The sequence below is a fragment of the Vibrio sp. 1874 genome (assembly GCF_033344395.1).
In the GTDB taxonomy this organism is placed as follows: domain Bacteria; phylum Pseudomonadota; class Gammaproteobacteria; order Enterobacterales; family Vibrionaceae; genus Vibrio; species Vibrio alginolyticus.
The window spans coordinates 45,165-57,661 of the sequence record NZ_JAWPOR010000018.1; the positions used below are offsets into that span (position 1 = coordinate 45,165).

Sequence of the window (12,497 nt, forward strand, 5' to 3'; positions counted from 1 at the left end):
AGATAGCCATTAGCCATGCAAATGAAAAGTAATAGTTTGTCAATGCCATTGCTTTTCCATGCCCGACCCAGCACAATCTGGGACAGAGATCATTCATTATACCCATTTCCCTCCAAGATGCTCGCTTGTCAAACTTAGACTAAAGTCAGGCAGCGGTGGTCATTTGGGTACAGACATCACATTGTGAAAAAACAATGACAAAAAACTTGAGAAACCATGGAACTTTCTCATTCACGTTAGGGTCACAATAGTGCTCAAGTAAGCAGTGGTGTCAATACTACGTTTTGCATAATTAGTACCCATATCTGAGAAGAGTAGGGGCATAACAAATAGGAGTATCCGCTCGAATGAACGAGCAGCTGACCGATCAAGTATTGATTGAGCGAGTTCAGAATGGCGATAAGCAAGCATTCAACCTGTTGGTAACAAAGTACCAGAATAAGGTATGTAATCTTATTTCCAGATACGTTAGTAATCCTGGCGATGTACCAGATGTAGCACAAGAAGCGTTTATTAAAGCTTACCGAGCTATCCCTAGCTTTCGTGGGGAAAGTGCGTTTTATACGTGGCTGTATCGCATTGCAGTGAATACTGCGAAAAATCACATTGTTGCTCAAGGGCGTAGACCTCCAGCGACAGATGTCGATGCTGAAGATGCTGAATTTTACGAAACAGGTAGTGCACTTAAAGAAATATCGAACCCTGAGAACTTAACGTTGTCCAAAGAATTGCAACGGGTGGTGTTCAGTGCAATCGAAGCTTTACCTGAAGATTTAAAAACCGCAATGACATTACGAGAGCTCGATGGCTTGAGTTATGAAGAAATTGCAGAAGTGATGGATTGCCCGGTAGGAACGGTACGATCGCGTATCTTCCGTGCTCGTGAGGCGGTGGAAAAGAAAATCAGACCTCTTTTGCAACGCTAGTACAAGTAATAACTATGGTGAAAATAATGGCTGACAAAGAAAAACTTTCAGCTCTCATGGATGGAGAATTGGTCGATAAGGCTTTAATTCAAGAGTTAGAGCAAGACCAAGAGAGCCGTGATGCTTGGCAGAACTATCACCTGATTGGTGATGTGATGCGAGGCGAAGCGCCAGCAAAACCTGAGTGGAATATTGCTGAAAGCGTGGCGTTAGCGTTAGAAGATGAACCTGCACACCGTGCGTTTGATTCGCACAGTGCAAATGTTATCTCAATTGCGGATACGCCAAAAGAGTCGCAACCAGAACCGCAAAAAGCAAAACGTCAGTTGCCAGGTTGGTTGACGCAGTTTGGTCAAGTTGCTGTTGCTGCATGTGTATCGCTTGTTGTTATTTTAGGTGTACAGCAGTACGGTGGTAGCGATTCAATGTCGCCGCAAACAGATCAATTACCTGTATTGCAGACGGTTCCGTTTGCTGGCAGCGCAGAACCAGTGAGTTTGACTCGTGAGTCTGTAGAACGTTCTGTAGGCGAGGCAAATATGCAAGAGCAGCGCAAGCGTGTTCATGCTATGCTGCGAGACTACGAATTGCAGTTACGAATTAACAGTGATGCATCTCAACAAGATGCAAATCTGAATCCGGATATTGAATGAAAAAATTTCTGATCAGCGCTTGCGCTCTGTTCAGTATGATGTCTTCTCAAGCCTTTGCTGGTGATAAGCCAGCGGAGGCTTTATTGCATCAAATGAGCGAGGCGAGTAAGAATTTAAGTTACGAACTCTCTTATATCCTTATCAAAAAGAACAGCATTGAGCCGTTGCTGTATCGTCATGCCACGCATGGTGACGATCAATATGCTCATCTTGTCTACTTAAGTGGCCCTGTGCGTGAAGTGATTCGTCGCGGAACTGAAGTAAGTTATATCGAAACGGGTTTAGAACCGTTCACCATCGAGTCAGGTAAAATGGTCGCTCCGACTATGCCTATGCTCAACACCAATATCGATGAGCTAAACTTGTATTACGACTATGTAAAAGTGGGCAGAGCTCGTGAAGCTGGTGTGGCAACACAAGTGCTGCGTATTGTTCCTAAAGACGGTCTGCGCTATTCATACGTACTATGGATCGATGAAAAGAGTAAATTGCCGTTACGTGCCGACCTTGTGGACCGCGATGGTGAAATGCTTGAACAATATCGCACTATTTCTTACACGGTAAACCCAAAAATCGCAGAGTTAATGAGTGGCCTGCAAGATGTTCAATTACCTGCTGTTCTCACCATGCCAAAAGGCGATATTGGGACCAGTAATTGGCAGGTTGGTTGGATCCCTGAGGGTTTCGAGCCGAACGAGCTCAACCGCTATCGTATGGCCGTTACTAACCAAATGGTGGAGAGCCAGCTGTATTCTGATGGTCTGTTTAGCTTCTCTGTTTACGTAGCAAACAAGGATGAGCATTCGTTAAAAGGGCAGTTGGTTCGCCAAGGCAGAAGAACGCTACACAGTTTTGTGAGCGGTCAACATGAAATCTCTGTTGTAGGAGACATTCCACCGACCACAGCACAGCGTATCGCCCAATCTGTCACATTTAATGTAACAAAGAGTAAATAACAATGATGACCGCGTTGGCTACCGTGACAGACGTGCATCGTCGCGGCAAGCAATTCGAAATTGATTTAAGTTGCGAACAGCAGACCAGTTGCAGTAGTTGCTCTTCACAGAAAAGCTGTGGAACGGGCGTTGTTACTAAAGCCATTGGTAACAAGAGTTTATCTTGGCACCTGCGCACGGATAAATCGGTGAAAATAGGTCAAGTCGTTGAGATTGGTTTTCCTGAGTCGAGCCTAATAAAATCAGCAATGGCGGTTTATTTACTGCCATTGTTTGGTTTGATTATCGGTGCGATGTTTGGTCACTTCCTGTTAGCGCCGCTGACAGCCGGCGGGGAAGGCATCATCATATTGGCATCGGTATTGTTTGCCGCTGGTGGAATGTGGATCGCAAAACGTGTTTCTCGTCCGTTAGAAGATGAATCCAAGCGCCAAGTTACCCTCGTTCGGGTACTTGGAGAGCCAATCCAGTAAGTGCTGTCCCCCTCCACTAAAGGTTATTTGGGTATGTACTTTAAATTACGTGCGCCCGTTAACGAAATTCGGTAGAATCTGCCAACTTGATTGAAATGCCGTCAGTAGATGGCGTTTCTTACTGTCCCTATTTGTAAAGAGTTAGTCACCCTAAATCTATGAAGCACATTCGTAACTTTTCGATTATCGCCCACATCGACCATGGTAAGTCGACCCTATCAGACCGTCTAATCCAAGTTTGTGGCGGGTTAACCGATCGTGAAATGGCCGCACAGGTTCTGGATTCAATGGATCTTGAACGTGAGCGTGGCATCACCATCAAATCTCAGAGTGTGACGCTAAACTACACCGCTAAAGACGGTGAGACGTATCAGCTGAACTTCATCGATACTCCGGGGCACGTTGACTTTGCATATGAAGTATCACGTTCTCTAGCGGCTTGTGAAGGTGCGCTATTGGTTGTGGATGCGGGTCAAGGTGTTGAGGCTCAAACACTGGCTAACTGTTACACCGCGATCGAAATGGATCTAGAGGTTGTGCCAATCTTAAACAAGATTGACCTACCTGCAGCTGATCCTGAGCGTGTAGCGGAAGAAATTGAAGAAATCGTTGGTATCGATGCAATGGAAGCAACCCGCTGTTCTGCGAAGACAGGCATCGGTGTTGATGACGTTCTAGAGAACATTGTGTCAGCGATTCCAGCACCGGAAGGTGATCCAGATGCGCCACTACAAGCGCTGATCATTGACTCATGGTTTGATAACTACCTTGGCGTTGTTTCTTTAGTGCGTATTAAAAACGGCGAACTGAAGAAGAACGATAAGATCAAAGTGATGAGTACGGGCCAAGTTTGGGGTGTAGATCGTCTTGGTATCTTTACGCCAAAACAAGTAGATACCGATATCCTTCGTACTGGTGAAGTAGGTTGGGTTGTTTGTGGTATCAAAGACATTCTTGGTGCCCCTGTTGGTGATACGCTGACTCTAGCGAAGAATGGTTGTGATAAACCGCTACCAGGCTTTAAGAAAGTTAAACCTCAGGTTTACGCAGGTCTGTTCCCTGTATCTTCTGACGATTACGAGAACTTCCGCGACGCACTAGGCAAACTAAGCCTAAACGACGCATCGCTATTCTACGAGCCAGAAAACTCTGCAGCACTAGGCTTTGGTTTCCGTTGTGGTTTCCTTGGCATGCTACATATGGAAATCATCCAAGAGCGTCTAGAGCGTGAATACGACTTGGATCTTATTACCACAGCACCAACGGTAGTTTACGAAGTTGAGAAGACGGATGGCGATCTGCTGTATGTTGATAGCCCAGCAAAACTACCAGCGATCAATGATATTGAAGAAATTCGTGAACCGATTGCGCGTTGTAATATCCTTGTGCCTTCAGAGTACCTAGGTAATGTAATCACCCTGTGTGTTGAAAAGCGAGGCAGTCAAGTTGATATGGTTTACCACGGTAACCAAGTCGCTGTGACTTACGATATTCCAATGGCTGAAGTGGTACTGGATTTCTTCGATCGTCTGAAATCAACATCACGCGGTTACGCATCTTTGGATTACAACTTCCAGCGTTTTGAAGCTTCGAACATGGTACGTGTAGACGTTCTTCTTAACGGTGACACTGTTGATGCATTGGCGATGATCACACACAAAGATCAGTCTCAGACTCGCGGTCGTCAGTTGGTAGAGAAGATGAAAGAATTCATCCCTCGCCAAATGTTTGATATCGCAATCCAAGCGGCAATTGGTAACCACATTATCGCTCGTTCAACGGTAAAACAGTTGCGTAAGAACGTTATTGCGAAATGTTACGGAGGTGACGTAAGTCGTAAGAAAAAACTTCTGAAGAAACAGAAAGAAGGTAAGAAACGCATGAAGCAGATCGGTAACGTTGAGCTGCCTCAAGAAGCGTTCCTAGCCATCCTTCACGTAGGTAAAGACTAAAGTTGAACTTTGTCTCACACTTGTCGGTCTTAAGACGTTAGATATTAAAATAAGTGAAAGGGTTTCGGCTCTTTCACTTTCGTATTTTTAGATAAGGGAATTTAATGGCGAATACATTCTCACTGATGTTGGTTATTGCGACTTTGGTAACTGGCGTGGTTTGGCTATTGGAAAAGCTGGTTTTCGCGAAAAAGCGTCAGGAAAAACTGGCTGAGATTCAAGCTCAGACGTCTAATGGTTTGGATGCAGTGACCTTGCAAAAAGTTGAGCGTCAGCCTTGGTGGGTTGAAAATAGCGTCTCTATTTTTCCTGTGATCGCGTTCGTTTTAGTATTACGTTCTTTTATCTACGAACCATTTCAAATCCCATCAGGCTCAATGATGCCTACCTTGCTGGTTGGCGATTTCATTTTAGTTGAGAAGTACGCGTACGGTCTAAAAGACCCAGTATGGCGTACTCAGCTAGTGGAAACTGGTAAGCCTGAGCGTGGTGATATCGTGGTATTCAAATACCCACCACAACCAAGTGTGGACTACATTAAGCGTGTAGTTGGTTTACCTGGTGATATCGTGCGTTATTCAAGTGATAAGCAGCTTTGCGTGCAAAGCCAAGGCGAATCGGCATGTAAGCCAGTTAAACTGAGCAATGTTGAAGAAAGTCAGTTTAGCTCGAACGGTATCCCAATGATCCAACTGGATGAAAAATTGGGTAACGTTGAGCACAATATTTTGGTTAACCCTCTTGTGCGTAACCGCGTGGAGCAATATTTCCCACGTAGCGGCACGACAGAGTGGGTTGTACCACAAGGTCAGTATTTTGTGATGGGTGATAACCGTGACAACAGTGCTGACAGCCGTTACTGGGGCTTTGTTCCAGAAGCAAACTTAGTCGGTAAAGCTGTCGCGATCTGGATCAGCTTCGAGTTTGATCGTGGCGCAGATAGTGTTCTACCTTCATGGATTCCAACTGGTGTGCGTTTTAACCGCATCGGTGGCATTCACTAACCATTCAAATATCGAGAGAGTATGAATTCTCCAATTGATAAACTAGAGAGAAAGCTCGGCTACCAGTTTCAAGATGCCGGGCTTATCAATTTGGCGCTGACGCACCGCAGCGCCAACAGTAAGCACAATGAACGTCTTGAGTTTCTGGGCGATTCAATTTTAAGTTTTGTCATCGCTGATGATCTGTACCATCGTTTCCCAAAAGTGAACGAAGGTGACATGAGCCGCATGCGTGCTACTTTGGTTCGCGGACATACATTGGCGGAACTGGGTCGTGAATTCGATCTAGGAGATTATTTAAAATTAGGTCCAGGTGAATTGAAGAGTGGCGGTTTTCGCCGAGACTCTATTTTAGCCGATGCGGTTGAAGCCATTATTGGCGCAATTTACCTAGACAGTGATCTTGAAGTTGTGCGAGGCATTGTACTGAGTTGGTATCAGTCACGCCTTGAAGCCATTAAACCAGGCGTTTCACAAAAAGATCCGAAAACTCGCCTACAAGAGTTCCTACAAGGCAGAAGAAAACCGCTGCCTGTCTACACAGTGACTAATATTAAAGGTGAAGCGCACAACCAAGAGTTCACGGTTGAGTGCGAAGTAGCAGGTGTGGATAAGCCTGTAATCGGTAAAGGCACCAGCCGCCGCAAGGCAGAACAAGCGGCTGCTGAAACAGCACTTGAGCAATTAACAAATGGCTGATAACGAATTCGATATCGATGCGTTTTTCGCATCACAGGGTGAGCCAAGCTCGCCAGAAAACCAACACTGTGGCTTTATTGCGATTGTTGGTCGCCCAAACGTAGGTAAGTCGACACTTTTGAACAAGATTTTGGGTCAGAAGATTTCGATCACCTCTCGTAAGCCGCAAACGACACGCCACCGTATTATGGGTGTGGATACGGACGGCGATTACCAAGCGATTTACGTTGACACGCCTGGACTTCACATTGAAGAAAAGCGTGCGATTAACCGTTTGATGAACCGTGCAGCTAACTCGTCATTGAGTGATGTAAACCTTGTGTTCTTCTTAGTCGATGGTACGCATTGGACTAAAGATGATGAGATGGTGCTGACCAAACTTCAAAAATCGAACTTCCCAGTTGTGCTTTGTGTAAACAAAGTCGACAACGTACAAGATCGTAACGACGTGATGCTACACATGGCGGAGATGTCTAAGAAGATGGACTTCGTGGATGTTGTGCCAATCTCTGCCAAGCAAGGTAAGAACATTGACGTACTGCGTAAGCACGTGCGTAATCACCTACCTAAAGCAACGCATCACTTCCCAGAAGAATACGTGACTGACCGTTCTCAGCGTTTTATGGCGTCTGAGATTGTGCGTGAAAAGCTGATGCGCTTTACTGGTGAAGAGCTGCCATACTCAGTAACGGTTGAGATTGAACGTTTTGATTACAACCCAGAAACCGACGGTTTCCACATCAATGCCTTGATTCTTGTTGAGCGTAATGGCCAGAAGAAAATGGTGATTGGCAAAGGCGGCGAGAAGATTAAAACCATTGGTCGCGAAGCGCGTTTAGATATGGAAGAATTGTTCGGTCGTAAGGTTTACCTAGAAACTTGGGTAAAAGTGAAATCTGGCTGGGCAGACGACGAACGAGCGTTGCGATCGTTGGGTTATATAGACGATTTATAATCTTGGCTGCGAAGGTGCTTCGCTCCAACATCGATGAAAAATCAGTATCGATTAAAATAAGGAGCCGCTCGGCTCCTTATTTTTTATTTCACACTTTTTAGGCACAATGACTTAGATGAGTAATCTGTCTTCCGAAGGTTTACAGCGCTGTTTTGTATTGCACCGACGCCCTTACAGTGAATCGAGCTTAATCCTTGATGTATTTAGTGAGGAATATGGCCGAATGACTTTAATGGCCAAAGGCGCGCGCAGTAAGCGTTCGAACTTAAAAGGCGCATTGCAACCTTTTACCCCGCTATTACTTAAATGGTCGGGGAAAGGCTCAATGAAAACTTTGCGTCAAGCCGAGCCGATAAGTCTAGGTTTGCCGTTAACGGGCATTAATCTCTACTCAGCCATGTACGTCAATGAACTGATTGGCCGTATTTTGATGGCTGAAGTGCCGATGCCAGCACTATTTCATGATTATTTGCATGCGTTAACCGAGTTGGCGCACAACGAGAACCCTGAGCCTGCACTGCGTCGTTTTGAGTTAGCCTTGCTGTCTGCGATGGGGTATGGCGTGGATTTTTTGCATTGTGCAGGTACCGGCGAGCCCGTCGATCCAGAAATGACCTATCGTTACCGGGAACAGAAAGGGTTTATTGCTTCGGTTAGGCGCGATAACCTCACGTTTTTAGGGAATGAACTGATTGCTATCAGTGAGCGGCGGTTCGTCACTAAAGAGCAGCTAAAAGCGGCAAAACGCTTTACACGTATAGCCTTAAAGCCGTATCTTGGCGGCAAACCTTTAAAAAGTCGTGAATTTTTCATTCAGACCCCCAGAGCACGGAGTAACGGAAAATGAGCTCAATTTATTTAGGCGTCAATATCGACCATATTGCCACTCTACGTAATGCACGTGGTACAAAATACCCAGATCCTGTTCACGCTGCTGAAATTGCTGAGCGTGCAGGCGCGGACGGTATCACTATCCACTTACGTGAAGACCGTCGCCATATTTTGGATCGTGATGTACGTATTCTGCGTGAAACCATTCAAACGCGTATGAATCTAGAGATGGCAGTGACGGACGAAATGGTTGAGATTGCGCTGCAAACTAAACCAGAGTTTGTGTGTCTAGTGCCTGAAAAGCGTGAAGAACTGACGACGGAAGGTGGCTTAGATGTTGTAGGGCAGCTTGAAAAAATTAAAGCTGCGACGAAAAAGCTGACAGATGCCGGCATTAAAGTTTCGCTCTTTATTGATGCTGACCGTCAACAGATTGAAGCTGCGAAAAAGTGTGGCGCTCCGTTTATTGAGCTACATACTGGCCACTATGCAGATGCGACGACAGAAGACGAACAGCAAGCTGAACTGAAGAAGATTGCTGCTGGTGCGAGTTATGCACATGACCTAGGTATTATTGTTAATGCCGGGCATGGCCTGACTTATCACAATGTCGCACCAATTGCTGCATTACCAGAAATTTACGAACTCAACATTGGTCATTCAATCATTGGTCGCGCAGTATTTGATGGTTTAAATAAAGCGGTTGCTGACATGAAAGCACTGATGATTGAGGCTCGCCAGTCATAGGGCTATCTAGATGGCGATTATAGGGTTAGGGACCGACATTGCAGAAATTGAGCGTATTGAAAAAGCGTTAGCTCGTAGTGGTGAACCTTTTGCTCAGCGGATTCTTTCAGAAGACGAAATGGCCAAATTCTCACAGCTTAAGCTGCAAGGTCGTTATCTTGCTAAGCGCTTTGCAGTTAAAGAAGCGGCCTCAAAAGCATTGGGAACAGGGATCGCAAAAGGGGTCACGTTTCACGACTTTTCCATCTCGAACGATGAGCTTGGAAAACCAGTGCTCGCATTGGCGGGCACAGCCAAGCAAATAGCGGATGCGATGGGCGTTAACCACATTCACCTGTCCATTTCCGATGAGCGTCATTACGCTGTGGCGACGGTCATTTTTGAATCCTAGCTTGTAAGTCTTAAACAAAATACTAAAAAGCCAGAGCATTTGCTCTGGCTTTTGTTTCTCTTCAATAGATCACTGTTCAAGGTATAACTTTGCGGTTGTTGTTACTTTAATCATTTCATCTTGCAGCTCGAACATTTCAGGCTCAACTTCCTCAAGACTGATCCCTGAGCGCAGTGCTTGTTCAAGCGTCGCACAGAGTGATTTCAGCCTTGGAACGCCACAATATGAACTACTGCCGTGCAGCTTATGGATGACATGAGTTAGGTCGTCACGAGAGATATCTTCTTGCTCCAGTGCTTGGTCAACGACTGCTTCTACTTCAGGGATGAACTCAATCAACATGCGCAGCATATCTTTGGCGAGATCCTCTTTATTCGCGCTCTGTTTCAAGGCTGCTTGCCAATCAATAATCACATCCTGCTGAGGCGAAGAAACGGATTGCGGTACGCTTCCTTCAGGTTCATCAACGTATGAAGGGGCGACTTTGCCAATGCTCTCTGTACAAGCATTTGGGTTCCAGTGAACCAAAACCTGTTGTAGCACATGCTCTTCAATAGGTTTGGTCAAGTAGTCATCCATTCCTGCCGAGAGCAAGCGGTCTCGTTCCCCAGCCATGGCATGCGCCGTTACCGCAATCACTGGCGTGTCTTTATTTAGCTCCAACTCTTTAATGTGCTTACAAGCGGTCACACCATCCATTTGTGGCATTTGGATATCCATGAAGATTAAATCGTACTTTTTCTCTGTCGCCAGGTTCACCGCTTGCTGGCCATTGCTACAGGCGGTGACGGTTTCTACTCGTTCGCGGAGCAGTGCAGAGATCAGCTTCAAGTTTGCAGGGTTGTCATCCACTGCTAGTACAGTCAGAGGTAAACGGTCCCCTTCGCTTGGCGTAATTGGAGCGCTTAATACCGGTGGCGATTCTACATGTTCGCTAATCAGGCTTTGTAGCAACTTACGGCGAGACAATGGCTTCGTCAGGCACTGGACGTGATGCTCTGTCATTATTTGGTCCGCAAGCGCCAATTCGGTACTCGGTGTCCCTAGGAGAACACTCGGAGCCATACGTTTCGCTTGTTCTATCCAAGGTGTAATAACTTCCGCATCGTGAGTCTGGTTGGCCGCTAAATTCAACAATACATAATCATATTGTTCTTCGTTGTTTGGTAGCGAAGAGCGGTAGGTTACTAAAATACCCTCCTGACTTAGAATCTGTTGGGTTACGGATGCGGCTTGCATGTTTGGTTCAATCAGCAGTAACTGCTTCCCAGTCAGAAGTTCCACTTCAATCAGTTCGCTCATTGGCATCTCGGTTGAGTGCAAGCGCACCGTAAACCAGAAGGTTGAACCTTGGTGTAGACGGCTGGTTAAACTGATTTCGCCGCCCATCTGGCTCACCAGTTTCTGAGTGATAACCAGACCAAGGCCAGTACCACCGTAACGACGTGAAATACTGGCATCCGCTTGGCTAAAGGCTTGGAACAACTGCGCTTGCTGACGCTCAGAGATACCAATACCGGTATCACGCACCATGAATTGTAGTTCGACGGAGTCTCCTGATTGAGAGCGCATTTCTACGCTAACATCAATGTTGCCTCGCTCGGTAAACTTGATTGAGTTACCTACTAAGTTCGTCAAAATTTGCTGGATACGTAGTGGATCCCCAACTAAACCTGGTGGAATTTTAGGGTCCACTTTTAGGGTGATTTCTAACCCTTTCTCATGTGCACTTGTGGCTTGTAGGTTAATTACCTCTTCTAAACTTTCTCGGAAATCAAAAGGAATATTTTCCAGCGCCAGCTTACCCGCTTCAAGTTTCGAGAAGTCGAGAATGTCATTGATGATATTCAGCAGGTTGTTCGCCGACTTCTCAATCGTCTGTAGGTAATCCGTTTGGCTGTTAGAAAGCTGCGTTTTAAGCATTTGACGAGTAAAGCCAATCACCCCATTGAGCGGAGTACGCAGCTCGTGCGACATGTTCGCCAAGAACTCTGACTTAACCCTGGCCGCTTCTTGCGCGCGTTTCTTCGCGATATCCAGCTCAACGTTCTGAATTTCTAGCTGCTCAAGCGTTTCACGTAAGTCGGATGTGGCTTGGTCTATACTGTGCTGCATCTCCACGTGATATTCTGATAACGATACCGCCATGGCGTTGATGCCATTTTTTAGCTGGTCTAACTCACCGTGCATTTTGCCTTCGATACGCACATCCAGATGACCACGGCGAATTCGGTCAACGACATTCTTCATGTGGGTGATAGGTTGGGTCACATCGTGCATTAGACGTGAAGCAAACACACTTGCTAAGCCAAGACCGAGAACCAGAACTAAAAAAGCAGAGAAGACTTCTTGATACTGTTGCAGCCTCAAGGAGGAGAGATCTAACTCGACGGCGATGTAACCAATCGCTTTTGTGCCTTGGCTTTCGTTCGACAACTCCGCTAAGTAGTGACCTTCTGACAAAATGGGGACACGCAATATCAGTGAGTTTTCGTAGATTTCCGAATTACCCAGTTGCGGGATCGGTTTATCTTTGGGAAACATCAAGGCTTCAAAATTAGGATGAAAGTTAGAGGTCACAAAGAGCTCATGATGTTCATCAAATACCGCGATACTACGAACCAGTTTGGAGTTTTTGCGGTGCGCGTAGCTTATCAAGCGACGTACCGCCTCACGGCTTTCTGATAGTAGATGAGTTTCACTGGCAATCGCCAGCGGCTCAATAATGCTGTTACCAGTGGTGATAACTTGTTTCTCAAGGTCTTGGTAGCGGTTAAATGAGAAAAAGCCGCTCAGTAATAAACCAATAATGAGAGTGGGAGCGAGAGTTAGTGTAATTACACGTGCTCGTAAGCCATATCTGGTCATGTTATCTAATTACATCGGAGTCTGGATATGGGAAAATAACGC

At 45.9% G+C, this 12,497-nt stretch carries 12 protein-coding genes; 11 read left to right on the plus strand and 1 reads right to left on the minus strand.

Translation table 11 applies throughout. The features are described 5' to 3' along the window. Nucleotides 1-347: 347 nt before the first annotated feature. The 11 genes from rpoE (at nt 348) to acpS (ending at nt 9,587) form a co-directional block, all read left to right on the plus strand. Nucleotides 348-926, plus strand: coding sequence for an RNA polymerase sigma factor RpoE (gene rpoE / locus R8N46_RS21365; protein ID WP_005380946.1), 579 nt, complete (start codon nt 348-350; stop codon nt 924-926). Between the two features lie 26 nt (nt 927-952). After that, nucleotides 953-1,579, plus strand: coding sequence for a sigma-E factor negative regulatory protein (locus R8N46_RS21370; protein ID WP_005380944.1), 627 nt, complete (start codon nt 953-955; stop codon nt 1,577-1,579). After that, nucleotides 1,576-2,535: a sigma-E factor regulatory protein RseB gene (rseB, locus tag R8N46_RS21375; RefSeq protein WP_005380941.1), complete on the plus strand. Its 960-nt coding sequence runs from the start codon at nt 1,576-1,578 to the stop codon at nt 2,533-2,535. The genes R8N46_RS21370 and rseB overlap by 4 nt, the downstream gene beginning before the upstream one ends. Before the next feature lie 2 nt (nt 2,536-2,537). Then, complete coding sequence (locus R8N46_RS21380) at nt 2,538-3,008, plus strand: SoxR reducing system RseC family protein (protein WP_005380936.1); 471 nt, start codon at nt 2,538-2,540, stop codon at nt 3,006-3,008. Nucleotides 3,009-3,166: 158 nt separating this feature from the next. Next, a complete protein-coding gene (gene lepA / locus R8N46_RS21385; RefSeq protein WP_005384577.1) occupies nt 3,167-4,960 on the plus strand; it encodes a translation elongation factor 4 in 1,794 nt (597 codons plus the stop codon). 104 nt (nt 4,961-5,064) lie between these two features. After that, nucleotides 5,065-5,964, plus strand: a complete 900-nt coding sequence (gene lepB / locus R8N46_RS21390; RefSeq protein WP_005380933.1) for a signal peptidase I — start codon at nt 5,065-5,067, stop codon at nt 5,962-5,964. Nucleotides 5,965-5,985: 21 nt separating this feature from the next. Continuing rightward, nucleotides 5,986-6,663 carry a ribonuclease III gene (gene rnc / locus R8N46_RS21395; RefSeq protein WP_005380932.1) on the plus strand — a complete coding sequence of 226 codons (678 nt, stop codon included), beginning with the start codon at nt 5,986-5,988 and terminating at the stop codon, nt 6,661-6,663. Then, nucleotides 6,656-7,618 (plus strand): GTPase Era, encoded by a 963-nt coding sequence (era, locus tag R8N46_RS21400; RefSeq protein ID WP_005380931.1) that lies wholly within the window; start codon nt 6,656-6,658, stop codon nt 7,616-7,618. Before rnc ends, era begins: the two co-directional genes overlap by 8 nt. A gap of 115 nt (nt 7,619-7,733) precedes the next feature. Further along, nucleotides 7,734-8,465, plus strand: coding sequence for a DNA repair protein RecO (recO, locus tag R8N46_RS21405; protein WP_005384578.1), 732 nt, complete (start codon nt 7,734-7,736; stop codon nt 8,463-8,465). After that, nucleotides 8,462-9,196 carry a pyridoxine 5'-phosphate synthase gene (gene pdxJ, locus R8N46_RS21410; RefSeq protein ID WP_005384579.1) on the plus strand — a complete coding sequence of 245 codons (735 nt, stop codon included), beginning with the start codon at nt 8,462-8,464 and terminating at the stop codon, nt 9,194-9,196. The genes recO and pdxJ overlap by 4 nt, the downstream gene beginning before the upstream one ends. Nucleotides 9,197-9,206: 10 nt before the next feature. Beyond that, the gene (gene acpS / locus R8N46_RS21415; protein ID WP_115386289.1) at nt 9,207-9,587 is read left to right on the plus strand and encodes a holo-ACP synthase; all 381 of its coding nucleotides are present in this window, start codon (nt 9,207-9,209) and stop codon (nt 9,585-9,587) included. Nucleotides 9,588-9,656: 69 nt separating this feature from the next. Here acpS and barA read toward each other — a convergent pair whose 3' ends face one another. Continuing rightward, a complete protein-coding gene (barA, locus tag R8N46_RS21420; protein WP_213972541.1) occupies nt 9,657-12,455 on the minus strand; it encodes a two-component sensor histidine kinase BarA in 2,799 nt (932 codons plus the stop codon). Nucleotides 12,456-12,497 lie beyond the last annotated feature (42 nt).